This is a genomic window from Blastococcus sp. TBT05-19 (assembly GCF_003319095.1).
In the GTDB taxonomy this organism is placed as follows: Bacteria; Actinomycetota; Actinomycetes; order Mycobacteriales; family Geodermatophilaceae; genus Blastococcus.
In genome coordinates this window covers 478,434-503,463 of sequence record NZ_QOHI01000001.1, presented here as the reverse complement: position 1 = coordinate 503,463, position 25,030 = coordinate 478,434, and the positions used below count along the sequence as shown (strand labels likewise).

Here is a 25,030-nt window from a genome sequence, read left to right as displayed (position 1 = left end):
CCGGGAGGACGACGATGACCGCGCCGCACGTGCTCACGGAGACCGACGGCGACGTCTGGCGGATCACGCTGGACCGCCCCGACACGGGCAACGCGCTCACCCCGCAGCTGGCGGCGGAGTTCGCCGGCGCGCTGGCCGCCCGTCCGGAGCAGACCCGGGCGGTCCTGATCCTGGCGAACGGCCCGCGGTTCTGCGTGGGCGGCGACGTGCACTCGTTCGCCGGCGCCGAGGACCCCGGCGCGCACGTCGGCCGGCTCGCGCACGACTGGCACGAGGCGGTCCGCCGAGTGCTCTCCTGCCCGGTGCCGGTGGTCGCCGGGGTCCAGGGAGCGGTGGCGGGCGCGGCGATCGGGCTGATGGGCGCATGCGATCTCGTCGTCTGCGGCCGCACCACGAAGATCCGCCCGGCCTACGGGGCGCTGGGCTTCTCCCCCGACGGCGGCACGTCCTGGGCGCTGGCCCGCGCTCTGGGCGCGCCCCGCGCGCTGGACCTGGTGCTCACGAACAAGGCCCTCACCGCGGCCGAGGCGCACCTCACCGGCCTGGTCGCCCGCCTGGTGGAGGACGAGGAGCTGCGGGACGTCGCCGTCGCGACGGCGCACGCCCTCGCGGCCGGGCCGGTCCGCGCCATGGTGCGCACCCGGGCGCTGCTGCGGCGCGCGGCCACCCGCTCGTTCGAGGAGCAGCTGGACGAGGAGGCCCGGCTGATCGCGGAGTCGGCGGCCGACCCGGAGGGCCGGGAGGGCGTGCGGGCGTTCGTGGAGAAGCGGCAGCCGGACTTCCGCAACGCCCGCTGACCGGGCGCGGGAACGACGAAGGCCGGACCCGATCGGGTCCGGCCTTCGTCGTGCTGGGTGGAGCTGAGGGGAGTTGAACCCCTGACCCCCTCGATGCGAACGAGGTGCGCTACCGGACTGCGCCACAGCCCCTTGCGAGAAGAGAGTCTATCGGTCCCGCTCCCCGGCGCCACCACCGGGGCGGCGCCGGGAAGGCCATCAGCCGTTGACGACGCGGGCGGGGCGGTACTCGTCGATGTCCGCGAAACCGATGTCGTCGTCGTCCAGCCCGACCACCGCGCTGTTCTGCCAGCCGGCCGGCGCCGGGGTGCGCGCCGCCACGACCCGGCCCGGGCGCAGGGCGTGCACCGGCGCCAGGGGCACGCTCGGGTGCGGGAGACCCTGCTGCGCGACCGTCTCGTGCAGCTCGGCCGGCGGGGCGGTCCGCTGGACGGGCGCCGGCGCCGGACGGGCGGCGGGACGGGCCTGCATCGCCGCACGGGCCGCGACGCGGGCGGCACGGCGGGCGGCCATCCGCTCGCGGCGGGCCACCTTCCGCAGCACCAGCACGTAGCCGACGGTGGCCAGGCCGGCCACGAGCGTGGCCACCCACAGCCACGGGGTCAGCAGCAGCGCACCGGCCAGCGAGGCCAGCGTCGCCAGCACCAGGCCGCCGAGCGCCCGGCGGCGCAGCGCGTGCACGTCCACCTTCAGCTCACCGGTGGTGCGCAGGACGTCGCGGTCGATCTCGACCCGCTCCGTCTCGGCGTGCCGCACGGTCTCCGCCGACCGCCGCCGCTGCAGCGTGCGGCCGGCGTCGGCAGCCGTCGTCCGGCCGCCCTCCGCGTCGCCGCGGGTCACCACCATGGGCACCAGCACGACGAACCACAGCACGACCAGCGCGGCCAAGAGCACGCCCGATCCCATTCGGAACACCACCTGTCACATCAGTCACTCGCCAGGCGAGGCTAAGCAGCGACGACGGTGCGATCCGGGAGGCGCGCGGGCGTGTCGTGGAGAGTTGTGGGACCGGTGTGACGACGGACGGCGTGTCGCCTCCGAGCACCGCAGCGCCCCCCTCCCCTGCGTGCTATGCCGCCGGGTCGATCAGCCGCCGGGTCGACCCGGCGACATCTCCCGCCAGCGGGTCAGCACGCCGCGGGGCAGGTCCTCGGCCAGCAGCGCGTACGCCAGGTGGTCGCGCCAGTCGCCATCGATGTCGAGGTAGCGGCGCAGCAGCCCCTCGCGCTGGAAGCCCAGCCGCTCGACCAGCCGCTGGCTGGGCAGGTTCTCCGGCCGGATGTCGGCCTGCAGCCGGTGCAGCCCGACCGGCCCGAACGCGTGGTCGCAGACGAGCGCCACGGCCAGCGACGCGATCCCCCGCCCCGCCACCGAGCGGTCGATCCAGTAGCCGAGGTACCCGGTGCGCAGCGCGCCCCGCACGATGTTGTCCACCGTCACCTGCCCGGCCAGCCGCCCGTCCACCCGGACGGCGAACGGCAGCGACGTACCGAGGCGGGCCCGGCGCGCGACGGTCCGCCGCATCGCCCGGTAGGCGGCCGGGGCGTGCCGCGGCACCCACGGCACGGGGGCCGTCGGCTCCCACGGGCTCAGCCAGCTCTCGTTGGCCACCCGCAACCGGCTCCACTCCGCGGCGTCGCGCCGGCGCAGCGGGTGCAGCTCCACCGGCCCCGAGGTCAGCCGGGCGGGCCAGCCGGGGTGCAGCAGAGGATCGGTCACGGGCCCGGGGTCAGCCGCCGAGCAGCAGCGGCATGACGGTGACCAGCCCGCCCGCGGCCACCTCGGTGACGTCCTCGTCGATCACGATGAGGCAGTTCGCCCGTGCCATCCGCGCCAGCAGGGCGTCGGTGGCCTCGCCCACGGGCTCGACGACGTACCCGCCGTCGGGGTGCCGCATGACGGTGCCGTGCAGGTACTGGCGGTAGCCCAGCGGCGAGAGCAGCTGCTGGCCCGAGATCGCCTGCACCGTGCGGCGGAACAGCTGGCGCTTGCCGAGCATCAGCCGGATCGCGGGGCGGACGAACACCTCGAAGGAGACCAGCGCCGCGACCGGCTCTCCCGGCACGCAGATGACCGGGATGTCGTCCCGCCCGAGCTGGCCGAACCCCTGCGCGGGGCCGGGGTGCATGGCGACCTGCCGGAAGCGCATCTCGCCGAGCTGGGCCAGCGCCTCCTGCACCACGTCGAACCCGCCGCTGGCGACGGTGCCCGAGATGAGCACCAGGTCGCTGCGCAGCAGCTGGCTCTCCAGCACCTCCGCGAGGCGCCGGGGGTCCGCGGGCAGGATGCCGGAGCGGTAGGCGTCGGCCCCGGCGTCACGGGCGGCGGCGGCCAGCGCGTAGCTGTTCACGTCGACGACCTGGCCCGGCGCCGGGGTGGCGCTGACGTCGACCAGCTCGGTGCCGGCGCTGAGCACGACCACCCGGGGCCGCGGCCGCACGAGCACGCGCTCCCGGCCGACGGCGGCGAGCAGGCTGATCTGGGCCGGGCCGATCGGCGTGCCCACCTGGACCGCGGGGTCACCGGGAGCGACGTCGTCACCGGTCCGGCGCACGTAGCTCCCGGCCGGCGGACCGGCCTGCACCGCCACGCGGGCAGCGCCCCGATCGGTCCAGACGGCGGGGACGACGACGTCGGCGCCGGCCGGCAGCATCGCCCCGGCGGACACCTTGAGCGCCAGGCCCGGGCCGATCGCCGCGGGCACGTCGACCCCGGCCACGCTCTCCCCCACGACCGCCAGCTCGACCGGCCGGCGCACCGAGGCGGTCGCGACGTCCTCGGCACGAGCCGCGTAGCCCTCCAGCGCCGCCTGGTCGAACGCCGGCAGCGCGCGGGAGCTGACGACGTCCTCGGCGCAGAGCAGCCCCTGCGCGTCGAGGACGGCGAGTTCGATCGGGTCCGGCTGCGGCACCGCGCCGAGGATCTCGTCGAGGTGCCGCTCCACGGTGCGCACCATCGGCGAGGCGTCGGAGCGCCCGTCGGCCGGCAGCGGGACCGGCCCGGTGAGCGCGGGCTTCGGGGGCACGGGCGTCGAGCCGCGCGCCCCCACGGGCCCGGTGCGCTGCGGTGGCGCCATGGGCATGTCGACCTGGGCGGTGTCCCGGTGGGTCCGGGACCCCCCGCCGCCGCTGTTGCCGCTGTCGCTCTGCCCCGACATCCTCACCACCGTCGTCCTGCGGCGCGCTCGCGCCGCCGTGCGATCGTGCCCCGCCGGACGCCGCTCAGGACGACGACGCGCCCTCGGCGGGCAGCTCGGTGACGAAGTCGCGCAGCCAGCCGCGCAGCGCCGGGCCGAGATCGTCGCGCTCGGCGGCCAGCCGGATGACGGCCTTGAGGTAGTCGAGCTTGTCGCCGGTGTCGTAGCGGCGGCCGTCGAAGACGACGCCGTGCACGGGCTCGCCGCGCTCCACGAGGGTGGCCAGCGCGTCGGTCAGCTGGATCTCGCCGCCGCGGCCGGGCGCGGTCTCGCGGAGGACGTCGAAGACCTCCGGGGCCAGCACGTAGCGGCCGATGATGGCCAGGCTGCTGGGCGCCTCCTCGACCGGGGGCTTCTCGACCAGCCCGGTGACGGCGACGACGTCGCTGCCCTCCGAGCCCGGGTCGATCGCGACGGCGCCGTACTTGTCGATGTTCTCCATGCCGACGTCGAGCAGCGCGATGACCGAACCGCCGTGCTCGGCCTGGACGGCGAGCATCTGCTCCAGCAGGTGGTCGCGGGCGTCGATGAGGTCGTCGCCGAGCAGGACGGCGAAGGGCTCGTCGCCGACGAAGGCCGCGGCCTGCAGCACCGCGTGGCCCAGCCCGCGGGCCTCGCCCTGCCGGACGAAGTGCACCTGCGCGACGTCGGTGGACTCGCGCACGGCGGCCAGCCGGCCGGCGTCGCCCTTCTTCTCCAGGGCGGCCTCGAGCTCGGGGGTGCGGTCGAAGAAGTCCTCGATGGCGGCCTTGCCGCGGCCGGTGACCATGAGCACCTCGCCCAGGCCGGCGCGCGCGGCCTCCTCGACGATGTACTGGAGCGCGGGTCGGTCGACGACCGGGAGCAGCTCCTTGGGCACGGCCTTGGTGGCCGGCAGGAAGCGGGTACCCATGCCCGCGACGGGGATGACCGCCTTCCGCGCCGGACGGGTCTTCGGGTTCGACATGCGGGCAGCCTAGCCAGCGCGCGCCGGTGAGCAGCGCGAGCGCTGGCAGGCGCTACCCGCCGGTCACTGCCACAGTGGGCGGATCCTCACCCCCCGATGAAGTGGGAGGGATCGTGTCCCCCGAGATCGTCACCATCCTGGCGCTGGTCGTGATCTTCGCGATCGCCACGTTCCTCCCGATCAACATGGGGGCCCTGGCGTTCGTCGCCGCCTTCGTGGTCGGCACCCTGTCGGTCGGGCTGACCACCGACGACATCCTGGGCGGGTTCCCGGCCGGGCTCGTGCTCACGCTGATCGGCGTCACGTACCTGTTCGCCATCGCGCAGAACAACGGGACCGTCGACCTGCTGGTGCGCGGCGCCGTCCGGCTGGTCGGCGGCCACGTGGCGGCGATCCCGTGGGTCATGTTCTTCGTGACCGCGCTGCTCACCGCCATCGGGGCGCTCTCCCCCGCGGCGGTCGCGATCATCGCGCCGATCGCGCTGACGTTCGCCGCCCGGCACGGGATCAGCCCGCTGCTGATGGGCATGATGGTCATCCACGGCGCGCAGGGCGGCGGGTTCTCCCCGCTCAGCGTCTACGGCGTGACGGTGAACGACATCGTCGACGAGGAGGGGCTGCCGGGCAGCCCGCTGACGGTGTTCCTCGGCAGCCTCGGGTTCAACATCGCGATCGCCCTGGTCCTGTTCTTCGTCCTGGGCGGTCGCCGGTTGATGGGCCGGAAGGTCGCCGCCGAGGGCGTGCCGCACACCGAGCACGCGCACGGCACCCTGGTCCGCGGCCACGGCGCGGCCCCCGGCCCGGCGGTCGGCGGGGACGACGACGAGCACGTGCACCCCGACGTCGCGCAGCCGGTGCGCTTCGAGCAGATCCTCACGCTGGTGGGGCTGGCGGTCGTCGCCGTCCTCGCCCTGGCCTTCGACCTGGACATCGGCTTCGTCTCGATCACCGTGGCGGTCGTGCTGGCGCTGTTCTCGGCGCAGCAGCACAAGGGGGCGGTGACCCAGATCAGCTGGAGCACGATCCTGCTGATCGCCGGCGTGCTCACGTTCGTGTTCGTGCTGCAGGAGGCGGGCACGATCGACTACGTCGGCGACGCCGTCATCGCCCTCGGCGCGCCCCTGCTGATCGCCCTGCTGCTGGCCTACATCGGCGGCGTGGTGTCGGCGTTCGCGTCGTCGACGGCGATCATCGGCGTCGCCATCTCGCTCGCGGTGCCGTTCCTGCTCGCCGGGGAGATCGGCGCCGTGGGTGTGGTCGTGGCCCTGTCGGTGGCCTCGACGATCGTCGACGTGAGCCCGTTCTCCACGAACGGCGCCCTGGTGCTGGCCAACGCGCAGGACGTGGACCGCGACCGCTTCTACAAGCAGATCCTGGCCTATGCCGGGATCGTCGTGACCATCGGACCGCTGCTCGCGTGGCTGGTGTTCGTCGTCCCCGGCTGGCTGTAGGTGAGGATCACCCCATGACCGGACCTCTCGACGGCGTCCTCGTCGTGGACCTGACGCGCGCGCTCGCCGGACCGCACGCCGCGATGATGCTCGGCGACCTCGGCGCGCGGGTGATCAAGGTGGAGAACCCCGGCAGCGGTGACGACACCCGCGGCTGGGGCCCGCCGTTCGTCCAACCCGAGGGGGCGGATCGCGAGTCGACGTACTTCCTGTCGACGAACAAGAACAAGGAGTCGATCACCCTCGACCTCAAGGACGAGGCCGACAAGCGCGTGCTCACCGAGCTGCTGCGCCGCACCGACGTGCTCATGGAGAACTTCCGGCCGGGCACGCTGGCCCGGCTCGGGTTCGGCACCGACGTCCTCGCCGAGCTCAACCCGCGGCTGGTGACGCTGGCGATCAGCGGCTTCGGCCACGACGGCCCCGAGGGCGGCCGCGCCGGCTACGACCAGATCGCCCAGGGCGAGGGCGGGCTGATGTCGCTCACCGGCTCGGGCCCCGAGGACCCGCAGCGGGTCGGCGTCCCGATCGGGGACCTGCTGGCCGGCATGTACGGCGCCTACGGCGTGCTCGCCGCGCTGATGGAGCGCGAGCGCACCGGCCGCGGCCAGGTGGTGCGCACCTCGCTGCTGGCCGCCATCGTCGGCGTGCACGCGTTCCAGGGGACGGCGTGGACGGTGGCCGGGAAGGTCGGGCACGCCCAGGGCAACCACCACCCCTCGATCGCGCCGTACGGCCTGTTCCGCTGCTCCGGCGGCAGCGTGCAGCTGTCCTGCGGGTCCGAGGGGTTGTGGCGCAAGCTCTGCGCGGAGTTCGGCTTCGATCCCGAGGCACCCGGCATGGCCACCAACGGTGAGCGGGTGGACCACCGGCAGCAGGTCATCGAGCTCCTCGAGGGCGCGTTCGCCACCATCGACCCGGAGGACCTGCTCGCCCGGCTCGCCGCCGCCGGGATCCCCGCCGGGAAGGTGCGCACCGTCGACGAGGTCTACGGCTGGGACCAGACGCTGTCGCAGGGCCTGCTGGTCGACGTCGAGCACGCCACCCTCGGCCGGCTCCAGCTCCCCGGCCCGCCGCTGCGGTTCTTCGCACCCGGTCCGGACGGCGAGACCGAGACCACCCGTCGCGACCACGCCGCTCCCCCGGTGCTGGGCGCCGACGGCGACGCGATCCGCGCCTGGCTCGCCCAGACCGAGGAGGACACCGCCCCGTGAGCGCACCGACCGACCGGCCGGCCCGGCTCGACGCCCGCGGGCTGCGCGACCTGGTGCTGGACGCGGGCTCCTGGCAGTCGTGGGACTCCCCCGTCCCGCCGCGCGAGGTGGGCGAGAGCTACGCCCGCGAGCTGGCGGCCGCGGCTGAGAAGACGCGGCAGGACGAATCGATCATCACCGGCGAGGGGCTGCTGCGCGGCCGTCGCGTCGCCGTCGTCGCCGGCGAGTTCGGCTTCCTCGCCGGCTCCATCGGGGTGGCCGCCGCCGAGCGGCTGATCTCCGCGGTCGAGCGGGCCACCGACGAGGGGCTGCCGCTGCTCGCGGCGCCGGTGTCGGGCGGCACCCGCATGCAGGAGGGCACCGTCGCCTTCCTGCAGATGATCGGCATCACCGCGGCGATCGCCCGGCACAAGGAGGCCGGGCTCCCCTACCTGGTCTACCTGCGCAACCCCACGTTCGGCGGCGTGCTCGCGTCGTGGGGCTCCCTCGGCCACGTGACCATCGCCGAGCCCGGTGCCTCGATCGGCTTCCTCGGCCCGCGGGTGTTCGAGGCGCTGTACGGCGAGCCGTTCCCGGCCGGCGTGCAGACCGCCGAGCACATGGCCGAGCGGGGCCTGATCGACGCCGTCGTCCCGCACGAGGAGATCGCCGAGGTCGCCGACCGGGCGCTGCGGGTGCTGGCCGCGCGGCAGACCTGGCACCACGACGTCGCCGGCGCCGAGCGCCCGACCGCGGAGGACGGCGCCGACGGCACCGACCCCGACGACGGGCGCAGCGCCTGGGACGTGGTGACCGCGTCGCGGCGGGAGGACCGGCCCGGCGTGCGGCGGCTGCTGCGCACCGCGGCGACCGACGTCGTCGGGCTGTCGGGCACCGGCGCCGGTGAGAAGGACCCGGGCCTGCTGCTGGCGCTGGCCCGCTTCGGCGGGGCGCCGTGCGTGGTGCTGGGCCAGGACCGGCGCGGGCAGTCGATGTCGGCGCCGCTGGGCCCGGCGGCGCTGCGCGAGGCCCGGCGCGGGATGCACCTCGCCGAGCAGCTGCGCCTCCCGCTGGTCACGCTGATCGACACCCCCGGCGCCGCGCTCTCCCGCGAGGCCGAGGAGGGCGGGCTCGCCGGCGAGATCGCCCGCTGCCTGCACGACCTGGTGGTGCTCCGGGCCCCGACGCTGGCGGTGCTGCTCGGGCAGGGCACCGGCGGTGGCGCCCTGGCCCTCGTGCCGGCCGACCGGGTGCTGGCCGCGGCCAACGGGTGGCTGGGCCCGCTGCCGCCGGAGGGCGCCTCGGCGATCGTGCACCGCACCGTCGACCGGGCCGACGAGATGGCCGCGGGCCAGGGCGTGCGGGCGACCGACCTGTGGCGCGCCGGCATCGTGGACCGCGTGGTGCCCGAGCGTCCCGACGCCGCCGACGAGCCGACCGAGTTCTGCCTGCGGCTGGGCCGGGTGCTCGGCGAGGAGCTCGCCGGGCTGCTGGGCCGCGACGACACCGAGCGCTTCCGCACGCGGCTGCACCGGTACCGCCACCTCGGCCGCTGAGCGCGGCCGGAGGGCGGTCGTCAGACGACGGCGGGCCGCCGCCGGCGGGTGAGCACGACGACGTAGGAGGTGAGGGCGATGGCCATCGCGACCACCCAGGCCGCCCGCTCGAAGCGCGCCGGGTAGAGGACGTCGTGCAGGTAGTGGGAGATGAAGCTGCCCTCGTAGGGCACCCCGCCGGCGGCCTCGATCAGCCACTTCTCCAGCGTGGTGAGCGGGCACGTGTAGCTCGCCAGCGTCACGTAGGCCGAGTAGACGGTCGCGGCGATGCTCGGCCAGAGCCAGGCCAGCCGGCGGAGCCCCAGGAACCCGCCCAGCACGATGTAGGCCAGGAAGGCCAGGTGCACGACGACGACCGCCGTCGCGGCCACCGACGCCAGCGCGCTCGCCACGTCGGCAGCATAGGGCCGAGGGGCGTCGTCCGCGGTTAGATGTGGCGTGGCCTCACCCGCGGTCCGGACCCTCGAGCCCGTCGCGCCGCCGGTGAGGTCGGCCCGGCGGTTCCTCGTCCTCCTGTGCGGGCTCGTGGTGCTCGCCCGCGCGACCTACGCGCTGAGGCCGCTGCGGAACGACGAGGGCGGCTACCTCCTCACCGCGCGCCAGTGGCACACCGGCGGGGAGTTCCTCTACGGCGACTACTTCGTCGACCGGCCCCCGCTCCTCGTGCTCCTCTTCCGGATCGCGGCGCTCACCGAGTGGGACCAGGCCATCCGCGTGCTCGCCATCCCCTTCGTCCTCGGGTTCGTCCTCGCCGGCTGGCGTGCGGGCACCCTGCTGGGCGGCCCGGCCGGTGGCCGGTGGGCCGCCGTGGTCGCCGCGGGGTTCGCGTGCTCCCCGGCGCTGGCGGCGGAGCAGGCGGACGGCGAGCTGTTCGGCGCCGCGCTGGTGATGACGTCGTTCGCCCTCGCCCTGTCCGCGTGGCACGCCCGCTCGGCGACGTCCCGGTTCGGCTGGGCCGTCGCCGCCGGTGCGTCCGCCGCGGCCGCCCCCCTGGTGAAGCAGAGCCTGCTGGAGGGTCTGCTCCTCCTCGCCGGCCTGGTGCTGGCCGGGTGGTGGGGACGGGCCGCGGACCGTCCCCGCGCCCGCCAGGTCGGAGCCGGCGGCCTCCTCGGTGCGCTGCTCCCCGCCGCGCTCGTCGGGCTGTGGCTGGCGGCTGCCCGGATCCGGCCGGCCGATGCCTGGTACGAGCTCGTCGGCTCCCGCGGGATCGCGTTCGACGTCCTCTGGTCGACCAGTCCCGACGACAACCTGGAGAGGGTGGGGTTGCTGCTGGTCCTGGGCTCCGTGACCGGCTTGCTGCCGGTCGTGGCCACGTGGCTGCTCACCGGGCGCCGCGGTCCGCGGCGGGGATCGGCCGAGGCGGTGCTGATCACCCTCCTCCTCGTGGCCGGGCTCGGAGGGATCGCGTCGGGGGGCGCCTACTGGCCCCCCTACCTGCTGCAGCTCGTCCCGGCCGCCGTCCTCGCCGTCGGTGCGCTGGCTCCGCAGCCGGACCGCGCGGGTGCGTGGATGCGTCGCTGCTGCCGCCTCGTCGCGGGGGCCGCCGTCGTCGGCACCCTGGTCTCCGGCGTCGTCCACGCCACCGTCCCGTCGGCCTGGGCCGCCCAGCGCACCGGCGAGTGGCTGGCCGCCTCGAAGTCGGCGGACGACACGGGCTTCGTGGTCTACGGCCTGCCGTCGGTCCTGGAGACCGCGGACATGCCGTCGCCCTACCCCCACCTGTGGAGCGCGGCGATGCGCACGGTCGACCCCGACCAGGACCGGCTGCGGGCCACCCTCGGCGGGCCCGCGGCGCCGTCGTGGGTCGTCCAGGTCAACGGGCTGGACGCGTGGGGCATCGACGAGGGCGGGCAGCTGCGGGACCTGCTGCGCGAGCGCTACCGGGCCGTCGCCGAGGTCTGCGGCCACCGGGTGTGGCTGCGGGTGGACCTGACCCGCGAGCTGGCGCCGCCGCCGTCCTGCTGACGGGCCGGGGTCAGCGCCGGAACAGCATGAGGTGGTAGCCGCAGGAGGCGCCCCGGCCGGATGCCACGTGGGCGAGCCGGTACTCCCGCGCGTCCGGGTGGTCGTGGATCGCCTGGTCGGTCGGGTAGAGGCCGACGAAGCGCCCGGCCTCCCGGCTCACGAGCACGAGGACGTCCGGGTCGCGCTCGTGCACGAGGTCCGCCCGCTCGCGGAACGGGATCCGGCCGGTCTCCTGGATGAGCGGCTCGTTCAGGAAGAAGTTGTCGACGACGGTCCGTCCGGCGCGGGCCGGCACGAGCCCGGCGTCGGAGACGGCGAACGACGTGCCCGGGGGCGTCGTCCGCAGCCAGTCGACGGCCGACTCCCGAGCACCGCCCTTGCAGTCGGTGTAGCGCTCCTGCATGGCGTGCACGCTCCGGACGTCACCGGGCGGGAGCGCCAGCACCACCAGCGCGGCGACGACGACCGGCACGGCGGCGGCCACGGTGCCGCCCCGCCGGCGGAGCGCCGTGACGCCGTAGCCGACGACGACCGCCGCCAGCACCGCGATCAGCGGCCAGACCGGCATGAAGAACCGGCTGTAGGCGTTCGCGCTGTCGAGGGTGCCGATCGACCCCAGCCCGTACACGAGGGGCGGGACCGCCAGGAGCCGGCCCCTGCCGGTGAGCAGCAGCGCGCCGACCGCCGCCAGCACCGTGGGCACCAGGGCCTGGTCGAGGAACTTGGTGAGCACGACGAGCCCGTCGCCGGCGCCGGACTTGTAGAGCACCGAGTTGGGCAGCCAGTGCCCGTACACCTGGAGCCGGACGACCTCGAGCGCGAGCTGCGAGGCGAGCGGGATGCCCCCGAGCAGCAGGGCCCGTCGCCACGCGCGCCGACGGGTGGCGGCCCGGAGGAGACCGGGGACCTCCCCCAGGGCCACCACGGCGGCCGCGACGGCGAGGCCCTCCGGGCGCAGCCACGGCAGCACGGCGAAGGCCAGGGCGGCGCGGAGGACCCTGCCGCCGTCCCGGCGGGCGACCTCGAGCGTGCCCGCGGTGACGGCGAGCGCCACCAGCAGCGTCTCCAGCCCGCCGACCGCCCACAGGGCGAAGGGCGCGCTGCAGGCGGTCACCACCGAGGCGATCCGGGCAGCGGTCTCCCCCACCACGGGGCGGCCGGCGACGTAGACGAGCACCACGCAGCCCAGGCCGCCCGCCACGCCCAGGACGCGGGCCGCTCCGGTGGCCGTCCAGCCGGCCCACGACGCCAGTGCCTCCACGGCGACGAGCAACGGGTTGCTGAACCCCTCGGCGCGCGGACCGCCCGGGTTCCACACGAAGCCCTCGCCCGCGGCGAGGTTCTCGGCGTAGCGGACCGAGATCCACGCGTCGTCGGTCAGGAAGCCCCGGAAGATCCAGCACAGCGCCAGGTGGACGACCGCGGCGAGCCCCACGACGGCCCACCCCGGACCGGGCCACGCGCGGGGTGCCGGGTGGGACGGCGAGATCCCCTCGGCCGGTAGGCTGACCGTCCCCACACAGCGCTCCGTCCCGGGCGGCCCCGATGGTGATTCGGACGACGACGTGTACTGGCCGACGATTCAGAGAAGATAGCCGCGCATGGACGAAGTCGCCGCCGGTGGCCCTCGCGAGCGCCCTGCCTACGGCATGGCCGTCGCCGTGGCCGTCGTGTCGGGTGTCGTGGCGGTCGTCTGCGCCCTGGTCCTGGGCCAGCCGCTGCGCGACCCGGACGGGTTCCTCGGACCGACCTACGTGCGGCTGCCCCTGATCGCGGCGATGCTGCTCGCCGCCGACATCCTGCCGCGCGCCGTGCGCCGCGCCGGTTCGCCCCGGGGGATCCCGGCGCAGATCCGCGACGTCGCCCGGGAACGCTGGCCCTGGCGCCGGCTCCGTCCCGTCCTGATCGGGCTCGCGGCCTTCTACGTCACCTACGTCGCGTACCGGAACCTCAAGAACTACCTGCCGCAGCTGCGGCCCGACCTGGTCGACGCGGAGCTCGCGGGGACGGACCGGTGGATCACCGGAGGTGTCGCGCCCGCCGAGGTGCTGCACGCCCTGCTCGGCACCGGCGCCGCCGCGCACGTCCTGTCCTGGGTCTACCTGGCGTTCCTGGTCTTCGTCCCGGCCTCCCTGGGCCTCGCCCTCGTCCTGCAGGGCCGGGCCGGGCACGCCTCCTGGTACGTCACGGCGCTGTGCCTGAACTGGGCCCTCGGGACCGCCAGCTACTACGTCCTGCCGTCGATGGGCCCGATCTACGCCCAGCCGGCCCTGTTCTGGGACCTCCCCGAGACCGGCGTCTCCCGGCTGCAGGACAGCCTGCTCACGTCCCGCTGGATCGTGCTCGGCGACCCGGACGGCACCGATCGGCTCAACAGCATCGCCGCCTTCGCGTCGCTGCACACGTCGATCATCCTCACCGCCGCGCTCATCGCGCAGTTCGTGGTCGCCTCGGTCGCGATCCGCGCGGCGCTCTGGGCCTTCTTCGCGTTGACCGCCCTCGCGACCATCTACTTCGGCTGGCACTACCTGCTCGACGACGTCGCCGGGCTGGCGATCGCGGTCGTCGCGGTCCTGCTCGCCGCCTGGGGCACGGGGCAGTTCCGCCGCCGTCGGACACCCGTGCCGGTGCCCGACGGCAGCGCGGTGCCCGTGGCGCGCGAGCGGCGACGGCGCTCCGGCCGCCGTCCGGAGGCAGCTCCGTCCCCGTCCTGACGTGCCGCCCGCCCGCCGCCGATCAGGTCGCGGGCTGCTCCGGGAACACGTACCGCCGGTAGGTAAGGAAGCGGAAGAGGCTGCCCAGCGCGAGGCCGATGACGTTCGCCGACACGTTGTCGGCGAACGGGCTCCGCAGGTCGAGGACGTAGCGGGAGAACGCGAGGCAGGCGAGGGAGATCACGAGCGCGACGGTGCTGAGCGCCATGTACAGCGAGTACTCCCGCGCGACGCTGCCCCGGGGCCGGTCCCGGTAGGTCCAGAACCGGTTGCCGACGTAGGCGACGCTGGTGCCGGCGACGAGGGAGATCGTCTTGGCGAGCAGCGGCTGGTCGTCCAGCAGGCCGTGCTCGCCCAGGTGGACCAGGGCGTTGTACAGACCGACGTCGACGGCGACGCCGAACGTGCCGGCCGCCATGAACCCCGACGCCTCCCGGCCCAGGGCCCGCCCGCGGTCTCCCAGTGCCACCGTCCGCGGGCTCACACCGGCTGCCGGGTCCTGGTGGGCCGCGGTGCGGTGAGCGCGGGATCCCAGGGCATCGGCCGATGGTACCGAGATCGGTCGAGGTCAGCCGCCCGGAGATCGCCCCCTGGGACGTCCGCGGCGCCCGGCCGGGGTCGAGGATGCACCGCATGCCCCCAGCACCGCCGTTCGCCCTGACGGCCGCCCGGTCCCGGACGCACCTCGTCGACCGGTTGGGCGCGCGGCTGCGGAGGGTGGGGCTCGACGGCGTCCTCGGCGACCTCGACCGCGCAGCGGTTCGGTGCCCGGTCCCGGGCGAGGCCGCCGGGGAAGGCCTCACCTGGGACGAGCGGGACCGGCACGACCCCACGTGGTGGCCGCAGGGGGTGGCGAGCACCCGGTCCGGCCGCGTGCTGCTCGTGAGCTGGTACGCCCGGCGCGGCCGGCGGCTGCGCAGCCCGGGCACCCGGATCTCGGTCGTCGACCGCACGCACCCGGAGGGGCCCCGCTACCGGCACGTCCGGCTGGTCGTGCCGCGCCGGCGTCCGTGGCGCCTCGCCTACGGTGCCGTGCGCGTGCACGCAGGGGGCATCGCCGTCCAGGGCGACCTCCTCCTGGTCGCCGACACCCTCGTCGGCGTGCGCGTGTTCCGCCTCGCGGACGTGATGGCGGTGCGGCGCGACACCTCCTCCGCCGGGTCCGACGACCTCGTGCTCCCCCAGCTCACGGCATTCCGGGTCCCGCTGCGCGCGGGACGCCGTCGGCTGCGCCACTCCTTCCTGTCCACCGGGGAGGTGGACGGCCGGCCGACCCTGGTCGTCGGGGAGTACCGGCGCAAGGACGACCGCCCGCCCCGGCTCGCGCGCTACCCCCTGGACCCCCGCACGGGCCTCCCGGCCGTCGACGGGCACGGCCGGTGCGCTCCGCTCGAGGTCCACGAGGACCAGCCCCGCCGCATGCAGGGGGTGGCCGTGCACGGCTCCTCGTGGTTCCTCACGGCGAGCAACGGCGAGGGGGCCGCGGGCGACCTCTACGCCGGCGCCCCGGGCGCGTGGCACCGCAGGCGCGGGGTGCTGCCGGCGGGGCCGGAGGACCTGGCCTGGTCCCGGCCCGGCGAGGAGCTCTGGTGCGTCTCCGAGTGGCCCGGGCAGCGGTGGGTCTTCCCCGTCGCTCCGGACCACCGCTGACGACGGGCGGTTCACGCGGGAGCTTCTGGGCACTCCCGGGCCTGGCGTCGCACCGGACGAGGCCCGTCGGGCCGGAGGAGGTGGCGATGCAGGGGTCGGTATCGACCGCGGAAGCGGGCACGTCGCCGGCGGCGGACGCCGGGACCGGGGACCGCGCGCCGCGCGGAGCCCTCGACGGAGCACCGGGACCGGCACGCCTCGCGTGGGCGCGGCTCGTCCGTGCCGTGCTCTGGCCGCTGGCGGCGGGGTCGCTGCTGCACCTCGCGGTGCGCTCCTCCACGGGGAGCGCCTCGGACCTGGCGATCCTCTGGCGCAGCGGTGCCAGCCTGGTCGACGGCGGGCCGCTGTACGACGCCGGGCTGGAGTTCATCTACCCCCCGCTGGCCGGCTGGCTCGTCGCGCCGCTGGGTCTGCTGCCGTTCCGGAGCGCGGTGGTCGTCGTCGTCCTGGCCGGGCTGGCCGCCGTGGTCGCCGCGACGGTGCTGGTGCTCCGCCTGGTCGGCATCCCCCCGACGTCCCCCGTCCTGCCCGGCGTGCTGCTGGTCCTCGCCCACAGCCGGCCGCTGGTCGGCCTGCTGGACCAGGGCAACGTCGACACCTTCCTCCTGCTCGCCGAGGCCGGAGTCATCGCGCTGCTCGTGGCTCGCCGGGACATCGCGGCCCGGGTCCTGCTCGGCGCCGTCTGCGCGGTCAAGCCGACGCTGGCCCCGGCCCTGGTCGCGCTCGTCGTCCTGGGGCGGGGACGGGCGCTGGTCGCCGCCGTCACCAGCGGGGTGGTGCTGACCGTCGTCGGGCTGCTGACCGTGCCGGACCGCGGGGTGTTCGTCAGCGACGTCCTTCCGCTGCTGGCAGGGGGCAACCGTCCCGAGCTGGCTCCCTTCAACCGGTCCCTCCACGGCGCCGCCGTCCAGCTCGGGCTGCCGCCGGCGCTGGACCTGGTCCTGCGGATCGCGGCGTTCGGCCTCGCGTGCTGGGTGGCGTGGCGGCGGCGGTCAGGCCCGCAGGCCCCGCTGGAGGTCGTGCCGCTGCTGATGCTGGGCACGATGCTGGCGTCGTCGTTCTCGTGGGCCAACTACGGCATCTACCTGCTGCCGCTCCTGGTGACCGCGGTCCGGGCCGACAGCCTGGTGCGCAGCTGGCCGGCGTGGGCGGGGGTCTACCTGTTCGCCACCACCGACGCCTGGCACGTGGACGGCCTCACCGGACTGCCCGACACGCTCCTGCGCCTCCTGCCGCTGGCGGGCTGGCTGCTCCTGCTCGGCGCCTGCGCCGGAACCGCGCACCGCTCGACGGCGGCCGCGCCGCTCCGCTGGTCCCGCCTCCGACGGCGCCGCGCCACTCCCTCCTGACACCCCCGTGCGGTAGACACCGTGCGGGTCGCGAACGCGACCGGCACGCACCGACGGAGGCCCCCGGCGATGAGCACCCCGACCGAGCAGGACGCGACGCACGCCGCCGACAGCCACGACCTGATCCGGGTGGTCGGCGCGCGCCAGAACAACCTCAAGGACGTCAGCGTCGACATCCCGAAGCGCCGGCTCACCGTGTTCACCGGCGTCTCCGGCTCGGGCAAGAGCTCGCTGGTCTTCGGCACGATCGCCGCCGAGTCCCAGCGGATGATCAACGAGACCTACAGCGCGTTCCTGCAGGGCTTCATGCCCTCGCTCGCGCGGCCCGAGGTCGACGTCCTCGAGGGCCTGACGACGGCGATCATCGTCGACCAGGAGCGGATGGGCGCCAACCCGCGGTCCACCGTCGGCACCGCCACCGACGTGAACGCGATGCTGCGCATCCTGTTCAGCCGGCTCGGCGACCCGCACATCGGCCCGCCGACCGCCTTCGCCTTCAACGTGCCGACCCGCAAGGCCAGCGGGGTCATGAGCACCGAGAAGGGCGGCCGCGTCGAGAAGAACGTGGTGAAGGAGGCCGTCTACCAGGGCGGCATGTGCCCGCGGTGCGAGGGCATGGGCTCGGTGACCGACATCGACCTGACCGCCCTGTACGACGACACGAAGTCCCTGTCCGACGGCGCCCTGACCGTGCCGGGCTACAGCATGGACGGCTGGTACGGCCGGCTCTTCGCCGGCGCGGGCCTGCCCATGGACACCCCCATCGGGCAGTACACGAAGAAGCAGCTGGACACGCTGCTGCACGCCGAGCCCACCAAGATCAAGGTCGAGGGCATCAACCTCACCTACGAGGGGCTGATCCCCAGGATCCAGAAGTCGATGCTCTCCAAGGACGTCGAGGCGATGCAGCCGCACGTCCGCCGCTTCGTGGAGCGGGCCGTCACCTTCACCGCCTGCCCCGACTGCGAGGGCACCCGGCTCTCCGCCGAGGCGCGGTCCTCGCGGATCCGCGGGAAGAACATCGCCGAGCTGTGCCAGATGCAGATCAGCGACCTCTCCGCCTGGCTCCGCGACCTCGACGAGCCCTCGGTCGCACCGCTGCTCGCCGGTCTGCAGCACACCCTGGACTCGTTCGTCGGGATCGGGCTCGGCTACCTGTCCCTCGACCGCCCGGCCGGCACCCTGTCCGGCGGCGAGGCGCAGCGCACGAAGATGATCCGCCACCTGGGCTCGTCGCTGACCGACGTCACCTACGTGTTCGACGAGCCCACCATCGGGCTGCACCCGCACGACATCGAGCGGATGAACGACCTCCTGCTCCGGTTGCGCGACAAGGGCAACACCGTGCTGGTGGTCGAGCACAAGCCCGAGACGATCGTCATCGCCGACCACGTCGTCGACCTCGGGCCGCGCGCCGGCACCGACGGCGGCCAGGTGGTGTTCGAGGGCACCGTGGAGGAGCTGTGGCGCAGCGACACGCTCACCGGCCGGCACCTCGGCGACCGGGTGGCGCTGAAGCAGGACCTGCGCACGCCCACCGGCGCCCTGGAGATCCGCGGGGCGAACCAGAACAACCTCAGGGACGTCGACGTCGACGTGCCGACCGGCGTGCTCACCGTCGTGACCGGCGTCGCCGGCTCCGGGAAGAGCTCGCTGATCCACGGCAACCTCGCCGCGCGGGAGGACGTCGTGGTCGTGGACCAGGGCGCGATCAAGGGCTCCCGGCGCTCGAACCCGGCCACCTACACCGGCCTGCTCGAGCCCATCCGCAAGGCGTTCGCCAAGGCCAACGGAGTGAAGCCCGCCCTGTTCAGCGCCAACTCCGAGGGCGCGTGCCCGAGCTGCAACGGCGCCGGCGTCATCTACACCGAGCTGGGCGTGATGGCCACGGTCGAGTCGCCCTGCGAGGAGTGCGAGGGCAGGCGCTTCCAGGCCTCGGTCCTGGAGTACACGCTCGGCGGGAAGAACATCGCCGAGGTGCTCGCGATGTCGGTGACCGAGGCCGAGGCCTTCTTCGGCGCCGGCGAGGCACGCACCCCGGCCGCGCACGCGATCCTCGACCGGCTGGCCGACGTCGGGCTCGGCTACCTCACCCTGGGCCAGCCGCTGACCACGCTGTCGGGCGGTGAGCGCCAGCGGATCAAGCTGGCCACCCGGATGGCGGACAAGGGCGGGGTCTACGTCCTCGACGAGCCCACCACCGGCCTGCACCTGGCCGACGTGGAGAACCTGCTGGGCCTGCTCGACCGGCTGGTCGACTCCGGCAAGTCCGTGATCGTCATCGAGCACCACCAGGCGGTCATGGCGCACGCCGACCGCATCATCGACGTGGGTCCCGGGGCCGGCCACGACGGCGGCCGGATCGTCTTCCAGGGCACTCCGGCCGAGCTGGTCGCCGCCCGCTCCACCCTGACCGGCGAGCACCTCGCGGAGTACGTCGGCGGCTGACCCGGCTCAGCCGGCCGGGCGTGTGCGCAGCGGTCAGGCCGCCTGGAACGAGCGCCGAGAGAGCCCCACCCCGTAGCCGTCGAGGGTCGTGACGACCGGCGCGGTGGGATCGGTCGCCGCGCCGAGCGTCACGAAAAGCGGGGTGAAGTGCTCCACGGTGGGGTGGGCGTAGGGCATGCCGGGGGCGGCGGTGCGGAAGCGGGCGAGCTCGTCGACGTCGCCACGGGCGAGGGCGTCGGCCGCCCAGGCGTCGAAGTCCGCCGACCAGCCGGGCACCACGTTCCGGGTGAACATCTCGCGGGTCAGGAACGGCAGGCCGTGGGTCATGTGCCCGGAACCCACGACCAGCACGCCCTCCTCGCGCAGCGGACGCAGCCGCTCACCGAGCGCCAGGAGCGCGTCGGTGTCCTCGGTGGGCAGGCTCAGCTGGAGCACCGGCACGTCGGCGGCCGGGTACATGATCTTCAGCGGCACCCAGGCGCCGTGGTCCAGCCCGCGGCGGGTGTGCTGGTGCACCTGCTCGGTGGCCGGCATGAGCCCGGTCACCTGACGCGCGAGCTCGCCGGCGTCGGGGGTGTCGTAGCGGAACGAGTGGTACAGCGGGTCGAAGCCACCGAAGTCGTAGACCAGCTCGCTGGGCCGGTCGGCGCTGACCGACAGCGGGGCGGACTCCCAGTGCGCCGACACGACCAGGATGGCCTTCGGCTTCGGCAGCGACCGCGCCCAGGCGTGCAGCGGGTCGAGCCACGCGGTGCTCTGGAAGGGCATCGGCCCACCGCCGTGCGAGAGGTAGAGGCTCGGCAGGGCGCCGTCACCCGGCGACCAGGCCTGGTGAGGCTGCTCGGCCTCGAGGGTCGCCACCCGCCGGAGGTGGGCGGCGAAGGGGTGGTCGGCCGGGATGCGGGCGTCGGCGAGCGCGGTCGAGGTCGGCTGGATCCCTGCGTGCGCCATGACGCTGCTCCTCCGGGTGACAGATGGTTGTCGGTACAACTTCCAGTCTGCACCATGAAAGTTGTAAGGACAACCATCGTGGACGAGGATGGGGCCGTGGACGCACCCTGGCTCGACCGGAAGCAGCTGCGCGCATGGGTCCGGCTGGTCGGCGTGCTCGAGCTCCTCCCCGGCGTGCTCGACGCGCAGCTGCGCCGCGACGCCGACGTCACGCACTTCGAGTACTACGTCCTGGCGGTCCTGTCCGAGTCCCCCGACCGCACCCTGCGGATGACCGAGCTGGCCCGGCACACGAACGCCACCCTCCCGCGGCTCTCGCACGTGGTCAGCCGGCTGGAGAGCCGGGACCTGGTCGAGCGCTTCCCCTGCCCGGAGGACCGGCGGGCGACCAATGCCCGGCTCACCGACGCCGGGTGGTCGAAGGTCCAGGAGGCCGCTCCCGGGCATGCGGTCACCGTCCGGGAGCACGTCGTCGACGCGCTCACCGACGAGCAGGTCGACCAGCTGGCGGCCATCGGCGACGCCGTCCTCGCCCGGCTCGATCCCACGGGGGCGATGGCCGAGATCTACACGCGCTACGACGGGGAGCCGCCCGCACGGGACTGATGCCCCGGCACGGGCGCGTCACCCGGTGCGGGCGCTCCCCCGACCCGGTGCGTGACGGACCCCCCGCCCATGACGCATCATTGGCAGTCGACGGGGCTGAGTGCCAGCCCCGCGTTCCTCCGCTCGACCAGGGAGCCACCGCAGTGCCCACGTACCAGTACGCCTGCACCAACCCCGACACCAAGCACCAGTTCGAGGTCGTGCAGTCCTTCACCGACGAGCCGGTGAGCGAGTGCCCCGAGTGCGGCGCCGCCGTCCGCAAGGTCTACGGCTCGGTGGGCGTGGTCTTCAAGGGGTCGGGCTTCTACCGCACCGACAGCCGCAAGAGCAGCAGCTCCTCGGACACCCCGAGCTCCTCGTCCACGACGAAGGAGAGCTCCTCCGCCCCGGCCGCGAAGGACAGCTCGTCGGCCAGCAGCTCGACGTCCTCGTCGTCGGGCTCGTCCACCGGCAGCGCGGCCAAGGCCGCCGGCTGACCTCGTTCCACAGCCACCGGCCCTCTCCACAGATCCGGCCGCGCCCGCTCGGGTAGCCCCCGCGACGGGGAGGGTCGGCGCATGCTCCGCCTGCGCCGACCCCGGTTCCCCGCGCTGCTCGCCCGCCGGCTCGCCGCGGGCCTGCTGGCGGCACTGGCGCTCGCTCTCGCGCTGCGCCCGGATCCCGCGCCGGCCGACCCCGCGTCCACCGACCGCCCGGTCGTCGTGGCCACGTCGGACCTGCCCGCCGGGACCCGCCTGTCGGCCGAGCACCTGGCCGTCGTCCCCCTGCCGGAGGGCGCCGTCCCGGCCGGGGTCGTCGACCGCACCGAGCTGCTGCACCACCAGGTCCTCGCCGCCGCCGTCCGCCGAGGCGAGCCGCTGACCGACGCGCGACTGGTCGGCGCCGGCCTCACCACGCTGCTCCCCACCGGCCAGGTCGCCGCACCGGTCAGGCTCGCCGACCTCGCCGTCACCGCGCTGGTCCGCCCCGGCGACCGGGTCGACGTCCTGGCCACGGGGACCGGCACCGGCGCGACGGAACGGGTGGCGTCCGGCGCCCTGGTCCTGGCGGCGCCGGGTCACGCCGGGGACGACGAGGCCGGCGCCGGCCTGCTGCTGCTCGCCGTCGACGAGGGCACCGCCACCCGGCTGGCGACCGCCTCGGCGGGAGCCACCCTCACCATCAGCCTGCCGCCACCCTGACCGGTCGCGCGGTCCGGCGGCCGATGTGGCTGGATGGTCGGGTGCTCAAGGGATTCAAGGACTTCCTCTTCCGCGGCAACGTGGTCGACCTCGCCGTCGCGGTCGTCATCGGCTCGGCGTTCACCGCGCTGGTGAACACGTTCGCCAGCTCGTTCCTGACGCCGCTGATCGGGGTGCTCGGGGGCGGCGGCGAGCTGGGCGGGGTCGTCGAGGTGAACGGGCAGGAGTTCACCTGGGGCGCCTTCCTCAGCCAGCTGATCACCTTCGTGCTGACCGCCGCGGTGCTCTACTTCGTCGTCGTCATGCCCCTGCACCGCCTGCTCGCGCGGCGGGTGCAGGGCGAGGAGCCCGGCCCGGTCGCGCCCACGGAGGTCGAGCTCCTGATCGAGATCCGCGACCTGCTCCGCGCCCAATCCGGAACGAGCGGGAACGGCCCCGTCCAGGGCCCCTGACGAGCTGGAACGGCCCTCCTGCAGGGCCCCGCCGCGAGCCCGCGAGCGGTGGGGAGCAGGAGGGTCCTTTCAGTCGCTGCCCCAGTGCGGCGGCCGGTCCTCGAGGTAGCGCCGGTCGGTCTCGGACCCCTCGACCGGCCGCTCCCCCCAGCCGACGTCGCTGTCGTCGGCCGCCCGGTCCAGCCGCAGCGGCTGCGCCGGCGGCGGCGCGGGCGCCTCGGCGGGCAGCGGCTGACCGAGCCCCTCGAGCACCTCGCCGGCCGGGAGCGACGCGAGCAGCGAGCCGGGCACCGCGAGCTTGCTGCCGCGCGTGCCCGACCCGATCACCACCAGGTCGGCGGCCGCCACGACGGCGTCGACGAGCACCGGCCAGCCGGCGGGCAGGCCCACCGGCGTGATGCCGCCGTAGGCCATCCCGGACTCGGCGACCGCGACGTCCTGCGGGGCGAACGACGCCTTGCGCGCGCCGAGGTGCCGACGCACGAGCCCGTTCACGTCGGCGCGGGTGGTGGCGGGCACCAGGCACGCGGCCATGGTGGTCTCCCCCGCCCGCCGGGCCGCGATCACCACGCAGTTGGCCGACGCCGCGAGCGGCACCCCGTAGGCCTCGGTGAAGGCGGCGGTGTCGGCCAGGTCGTCGTCGATCTCGGCCACCCACGCCGGGCCGGGCAGGGCCTGCAGCGCCTCGGCCACCGGGGCCGCGAGCAGGTCCGGGCGGTCGGTGGCCGGCAGCCAGGTCAGCGAACCGAGAGCGGGTGCGGCGGGGTCGGGCATGCCCCGATCCTGCGGCACGCCGTCGGACGGCCGCAGCCCGGCCCGTGGCCGGATCGCGACGAAGGCCGTCCGGTATCCGGCTGTCGGCGGGCAGGACCTCCCGTCAGGATGAGGCGCATGATCGGTCAACTCCACTCCGTCGTGATCGACGCGCCCGACGCGCACGCCCTGGCCGGCTTCTACGCCGAGCTGCTCGGCATGGAGATCAGCAAGGGCGGCCCCGGCGACGACTGGGTCGTCGTCTCCGGGGCCGGCTACCGGCTCGCGTTCCAGCAGGCGCCGGACCTGCAGCCTCCGGACTGGCCGGACCCCTCCCGGCCGCAGCAGTTCCACCTCGACATCCGCGTCCCCGACATCGAGGAGGCCGAGCCGAAGGTGCTGGCGCTCGGCGCCCGCTCGCTGCCCGGTGGTGGCGGCGACTTCCGCGTCTACGCCGACCCGGTGGGCCACCCGTTCTGCCTGGTCTGGGACGCGTGACCGCCGACCGTCCGCCGGTCGACCTCACGGCCGCCGGCGCGTTCGTCGCCGCGATGCAGTTCCAGGTCGGCGAGGCCACCGGCACCCGGGTCACCGGGCACGTCGACCTGGGACCCGACCAGCACACGCCGTGGGGCGTGGTCCACGGCGGGCTCTACTGCTCCGTCGTCGAGTCCGCCGCCAGCATCGGCGCCAGCCTCGCGGTGCAGGACCACGGCCAGTTCGCCGTCGGCGTCAACAACAACACCGACTTCCTCCGCAGCATGACCAGCGGCCGGGTCGACGTCGTCGCCGAGCCGGTCCAGCAGGGCCGCACCCAGCAGCTCTGGCAGGTCCAGCTCACCCGGGGTGACGGCAAGCTGGTCGCGCGCGGGCAGGTGCGGCTGCAGAACGTGCCGCTGCCCGGCTAGCGCAGGACGGCGGGGTCGAGGACCACCTGGAACAGGGCGCGCGGGTCCTGGAGCGTCGCGGGCGGCCGGGCGGCCGCCCGCGGCACCACCCGGTCCCAGCGCGCGAAGCGCCGGTGCGGCAGCAGCTCCCGCCCCTGGAACAGGTAGTCCCCCACGACCTCGCCCAGGAGCAGCCCGGCCCCGTGCTCGATCGGGAGCGCCACCGGGTCACCGGGCCGCACCTCGTCGAGGAACGCGGAGAGCTGGCGCAGGTCCTTCGCCGGTCGGCGGCCGGAGATCTCCTTGGCCAGGGCCCGCAGCTCCGCCGGGTTCATGCCCTGCGCGTCGACGTCGATCCCCGACTGCGTGCCGAGCCCCACCACGCCGGCCGCGAGGCAGGCGCCCAGCTCGTTGTGGTTGCGCGGCCGGGCCACCCACACCCGCACGCCCTCGGGCGCGGGTGCCGGCGGCAGGTCGTCCGGGCCGGGCCAGAGGTAGGGCAGGTCGTCGGGCTCCGGTCCGAAGAGCTCGGTGAACCGGGCGCGGTAGAACTCCGGGTCCTTCGCCAGCAGGTTCGACCGGTGCGAGAGGTGCAGCTCCTCGTTCCCGATCCAGGAGGGCAGCAGCCCCGCCTCGGCCAGCTCCGACTGCGGCCGGTCGACGACGTCGGGCGCGAACTCGCCGATCTGCGTCTCGGTGCTGTCGGCGAACCCGCGCTCGCGCCACACCCGGGCCATCGCCAGCCCGTAGGCCACGAGCGCCGGGGTGCGTCCCTTCCACATGAGCACCGCAGGGTGGCTGGCCCAGCCGTAGTCGGGCAGCTCGATCGCCCGCAGGATCTGCAGGGTCTCCACCCGCTGCTTGCCCAGTCGCGGGGAGTCCAGGAGCCGGGCGCTCTCCACGAAGTCGGGAACCGGCACGAAGGTCTGCATCGC

The 25,030-nt window shown here is 74.8% G+C and carries 25 protein-coding genes and 1 tRNA gene; 15 read left to right on the top strand and 11 right to left on the bottom strand.

Features of this window, described 5'->3' with window-relative positions:
• Positions 1-14: 14 nt before the first annotated feature.
• On the top strand, positions 15-797 hold the full coding sequence (locus tag DQ244_RS02485; protein ID WP_113809876.1) for an enoyl-CoA hydratase/isomerase family protein: 783 nt from the start codon (positions 15-17) through the stop codon (positions 795-797).
• 58 nt (positions 798-855) lie between these two features.
• Here the strand turns inward: DQ244_RS02485 and DQ244_RS02480 are convergent.
• The 5 genes from DQ244_RS02480 to galU all read right to left on the bottom strand — a co-directional run bounded on the left by DQ244_RS02480 (position 856) and on the right by galU (position 4,939).
• A tRNA-Ala gene (locus tag DQ244_RS02480) sits at positions 856-929 on the bottom strand.
• Between the two features lie 66 nt (positions 930-995).
• A complete protein-coding gene (locus DQ244_RS02475; RefSeq protein ID WP_233491121.1) occupies positions 996-1,691 on the bottom strand; it encodes a hypothetical protein in 696 nt (231 codons plus the stop codon).
• A 192-nt stretch (positions 1,692-1,883) separates the two neighbouring features.
• Positions 1,884-2,516 (bottom strand): GNAT family N-acetyltransferase, encoded by a 633-nt coding sequence (locus tag DQ244_RS02470; RefSeq protein ID WP_199580114.1) that lies wholly within the window; start codon positions 2,514-2,516, stop codon positions 1,884-1,886.
• Positions 2,517-2,526: 10 nt separating this feature from the next.
• Complete coding sequence (gene glp, locus DQ244_RS02465) at positions 2,527-3,954, bottom strand: gephyrin-like molybdotransferase Glp (RefSeq protein ID WP_199580113.1); 1,428 nt, start codon at positions 3,952-3,954, stop codon at positions 2,527-2,529.
• 64 nt (positions 3,955-4,018) lie between these two features.
• Positions 4,019-4,939, bottom strand: a complete 921-nt coding sequence (gene galU, locus DQ244_RS02460) for a UTP--glucose-1-phosphate uridylyltransferase GalU (RefSeq protein WP_113809874.1) — start codon at positions 4,937-4,939, stop codon at positions 4,019-4,021.
• 113 nt (positions 4,940-5,052) lie between these two features.
• Here galU and DQ244_RS02455 point away from each other — a divergent pair, with 113 nt between their 5' ends.
• The 3 genes from DQ244_RS02455 to DQ244_RS02445 are packed head-to-tail and all read left to right on the top strand — an operon-like array spanning position 5,053 to position 9,139.
• Positions 5,053-6,390, top strand: coding sequence for an SLC13 family permease (locus DQ244_RS02455; protein ID WP_113809873.1), 1,338 nt, complete (start codon positions 5,053-5,055; stop codon positions 6,388-6,390).
• 14 nt (positions 6,391-6,404) lie between these two features.
• Positions 6,405-7,604: a CaiB/BaiF CoA-transferase family protein gene (locus DQ244_RS02450; protein WP_113809872.1), complete on the top strand. Its 1,200-nt coding sequence runs from the start codon at positions 6,405-6,407 to the stop codon at positions 7,602-7,604.
• Positions 7,601-9,139: a carboxyl transferase domain-containing protein gene (locus tag DQ244_RS02445; protein ID WP_113809871.1), complete on the top strand. Its 1,539-nt coding sequence runs from the start codon at positions 7,601-7,603 to the stop codon at positions 9,137-9,139. The genes DQ244_RS02450 and DQ244_RS02445 overlap by 4 nt, the downstream gene beginning before the upstream one ends.
• 20 nt (positions 9,140-9,159) lie before the next feature.
• On the opposite strand, the gene DQ244_RS02440 is transcribed toward DQ244_RS02445, so the two are convergent.
• On the bottom strand, positions 9,160-9,531 hold the full coding sequence (locus DQ244_RS02440) for a DUF2784 domain-containing protein (protein WP_113809870.1): 372 nt from the start codon (positions 9,529-9,531) through the stop codon (positions 9,160-9,162).
• 46 nt (positions 9,532-9,577) lie between these two features.
• On the opposite strand from DQ244_RS02440, the gene DQ244_RS02435 reads away from it, so the two are divergent.
• Positions 9,578-11,104, top strand: a complete 1,527-nt coding sequence (locus DQ244_RS02435) for a hypothetical protein (RefSeq protein ID WP_113809869.1) — start codon at positions 9,578-9,580, stop codon at positions 11,102-11,104.
• Between the two features lie 10 nt (positions 11,105-11,114).
• Here the strand turns inward: DQ244_RS02435 and DQ244_RS19275 are convergent, their stop codons facing one another.
• On the bottom strand, positions 11,115-12,539 hold the full coding sequence (locus DQ244_RS19275) for a hypothetical protein (protein ID WP_158544450.1): 1,425 nt from the start codon (positions 12,537-12,539) through the stop codon (positions 11,115-11,117).
• A gap of 166 nt (positions 12,540-12,705) precedes the next feature.
• On the opposite strand from DQ244_RS19275, the gene DQ244_RS02425 reads away from it, so the two are divergent.
• Positions 12,706-13,818 carry a phosphatase PAP2 family protein gene (locus DQ244_RS02425; RefSeq protein ID WP_113809868.1) on the top strand — a complete coding sequence of 371 codons (1,113 nt, stop codon included), beginning with the start codon at positions 12,706-12,708 and terminating at the stop codon, positions 13,816-13,818.
• A 22-nt stretch (positions 13,819-13,840) separates the two neighbouring features.
• Here DQ244_RS02425 and DQ244_RS02420 read toward each other — a convergent pair whose 3' ends face one another.
• The gene (locus DQ244_RS02420; protein ID WP_147251452.1) at positions 13,841-14,287 is read right to left on the bottom strand and encodes a GtrA family protein; all 447 of its coding nucleotides are present in this window, start codon (positions 14,285-14,287) and stop codon (positions 13,841-13,843) included.
• A gap of 164 nt (positions 14,288-14,451) precedes the next feature.
• On the opposite strand from DQ244_RS02420, the gene DQ244_RS02415 reads away from it, so the two are divergent.
• The 3 genes from DQ244_RS02415 (at position 14,452) to DQ244_RS02405 (ending at position 19,265) form a co-directional block, all read left to right on the top strand.
• Complete coding sequence (locus DQ244_RS02415; RefSeq protein WP_113809866.1) at positions 14,452-15,468, top strand: hypothetical protein; 1,017 nt, start codon at positions 14,452-14,454, stop codon at positions 15,466-15,468.
• A gap of 224 nt (positions 15,469-15,692) precedes the next feature.
• Positions 15,693-16,817, top strand: coding sequence for a glycosyltransferase family 87 protein (locus DQ244_RS02410; RefSeq protein WP_158544449.1), 1,125 nt, complete (start codon positions 15,693-15,695; stop codon positions 16,815-16,817).
• Positions 16,818-16,886: 69 nt separating this feature from the next.
• Positions 16,887-19,265, top strand: coding sequence for an excinuclease ABC subunit UvrA (locus tag DQ244_RS02405; protein ID WP_113809864.1), 2,379 nt, complete (start codon positions 16,887-16,889; stop codon positions 19,263-19,265).
• 33 nt (positions 19,266-19,298) lie between these two features.
• Here the strand turns inward: DQ244_RS02405 and DQ244_RS02400 are convergent, their stop codons facing one another.
• Positions 19,299-20,216 carry a dioxygenase gene (locus DQ244_RS02400; RefSeq protein WP_113809863.1) on the bottom strand — a complete coding sequence of 306 codons (918 nt, stop codon included), beginning with the start codon at positions 20,214-20,216 and terminating at the stop codon, positions 19,299-19,301.
• A 96-nt stretch (positions 20,217-20,312) separates the two neighbouring features.
• Here DQ244_RS02400 and DQ244_RS02395 point away from each other — a divergent pair, with 96 nt between their 5' ends.
• From DQ244_RS02395 to mscL, 4 genes are all read left to right on the top strand, one after another.
• On the top strand, positions 20,313-20,822 hold the full coding sequence (locus tag DQ244_RS02395) for a MarR family winged helix-turn-helix transcriptional regulator (protein WP_199580112.1): 510 nt from the start codon (positions 20,313-20,315) through the stop codon (positions 20,820-20,822).
• Between the two features lie 143 nt (positions 20,823-20,965).
• Positions 20,966-21,298, top strand: coding sequence for an FmdB family zinc ribbon protein (locus DQ244_RS02390; RefSeq protein ID WP_233491120.1), 333 nt, complete (start codon positions 20,966-20,968; stop codon positions 21,296-21,298).
• An 81-nt stretch (positions 21,299-21,379) separates the two neighbouring features.
• The gene (gene cpaB, locus DQ244_RS02385; protein ID WP_113809860.1) at positions 21,380-22,003 is read left to right on the top strand and encodes a Flp pilus assembly protein CpaB; all 624 of its coding nucleotides are present in this window, start codon (positions 21,380-21,382) and stop codon (positions 22,001-22,003) included.
• 41 nt (positions 22,004-22,044) lie between these two features.
• A complete protein-coding gene (mscL, locus tag DQ244_RS02380; protein ID WP_147251451.1) occupies positions 22,045-22,455 on the top strand; it encodes a large conductance mechanosensitive channel protein MscL in 411 nt (136 codons plus the stop codon).
• A gap of 69 nt (positions 22,456-22,524) precedes the next feature.
• Here the strand turns inward: mscL and DQ244_RS02375 are convergent, their stop codons facing one another.
• Positions 22,525-23,229: a YbaK/EbsC family protein gene (locus DQ244_RS02375; RefSeq protein WP_113809859.1), complete on the bottom strand. Its 705-nt coding sequence runs from the start codon at positions 23,227-23,229 to the stop codon at positions 22,525-22,527.
• Positions 23,230-23,346: 117 nt separating this feature from the next.
• Here DQ244_RS02375 and DQ244_RS02370 point away from each other — a divergent pair, with 117 nt between their 5' ends.
• Together DQ244_RS02370 and DQ244_RS02365 are read left to right on the top strand one after the other, a co-directional pair.
• Positions 23,347-23,706 carry a VOC family protein gene (locus DQ244_RS02370; RefSeq protein ID WP_113809858.1) on the top strand — a complete coding sequence of 120 codons (360 nt, stop codon included), beginning with the start codon at positions 23,347-23,349 and terminating at the stop codon, positions 23,704-23,706.
• The gene (locus DQ244_RS02365) at positions 23,703-24,116 is read left to right on the top strand and encodes a PaaI family thioesterase (protein WP_233491119.1); all 414 of its coding nucleotides are present in this window, start codon (positions 23,703-23,705) and stop codon (positions 24,114-24,116) included. The genes DQ244_RS02370 and DQ244_RS02365 overlap by 4 nt, the downstream gene beginning before the upstream one ends.
• Here the strand turns inward: DQ244_RS02365 and DQ244_RS02360 are convergent.
• Complete coding sequence (locus tag DQ244_RS02360; protein WP_113809857.1) at positions 24,113-25,027, bottom strand: MSMEG_6728 family protein; 915 nt, start codon at positions 25,025-25,027, stop codon at positions 24,113-24,115. The genes DQ244_RS02365 and DQ244_RS02360 overlap by 4 nt on opposite strands.
• Positions 25,028-25,030: the final 3 nt, after the last annotated feature.

Bases quoted from the DNA above. Each gene is read 5' to 3' on its own strand.
- DQ244_RS02485 (WP_113809876.1), top strand. From the start codon at position 15: ATGACCGCGCCGCACGTGCTCACGGAGACCGACGGCGACGTCTGGCGG.
- glp (WP_199580113.1), bottom strand. From the start codon at position 3,954: ATGTCGGGGCAGAGCGACAGCGGCAACAGCGGCGGCGGGGGGTCCCGG.
- DQ244_RS02415 (WP_113809866.1), top strand. From the start codon at position 14,452: ATGCCCCCAGCACCGCCGTTCGCCCTGACGGCCGCCCGGTCCCGGACG.
- galU (WP_113809874.1), bottom strand. From the start codon at position 4,939: ATGTCGAACCCGAAGACCCGTCCGGCGCGGAAGGCGGTCATCCCCGTC.
- DQ244_RS02400 (WP_113809863.1), bottom strand. From the start codon at position 20,216: ATGGCGCACGCAGGGATCCAGCCGACCTCGACCGCGCTCGCCGACGCC.
- DQ244_RS02375 (WP_113809859.1), bottom strand. From the start codon at position 23,229: ATGCCCGACCCCGCCGCACCCGCTCTCGGTTCGCTGACCTGGCTGCCG.
- DQ244_RS02360 (WP_113809857.1), bottom strand. From the start codon at position 25,027: ATGCAGACCTTCGTGCCGGTTCCCGACTTCGTGGAGAGCGCCCGGCTC.
- DQ244_RS02405 (WP_113809864.1), top strand. From the start codon at position 16,887: ATGAGCACCCCGACCGAGCAGGACGCGACGCACGCCGCCGACAGCCAC.
- DQ244_RS02425 (WP_113809868.1), top strand. From the start codon at position 12,706: ATGGACGAAGTCGCCGCCGGTGGCCCTCGCGAGCGCCCTGCCTACGGC.
- DQ244_RS02370 (WP_113809858.1), top strand. From the start codon at position 23,347: ATGATCGGTCAACTCCACTCCGTCGTGATCGACGCGCCCGACGCGCAC.
- DQ244_RS02450 (WP_113809872.1), top strand. From the start codon at position 6,405: ATGACCGGACCTCTCGACGGCGTCCTCGTCGTGGACCTGACGCGCGCG.
- cpaB (WP_113809860.1), top strand. From the start codon at position 21,380: ATGCTCCGCCTGCGCCGACCCCGGTTCCCCGCGCTGCTCGCCCGCCGG.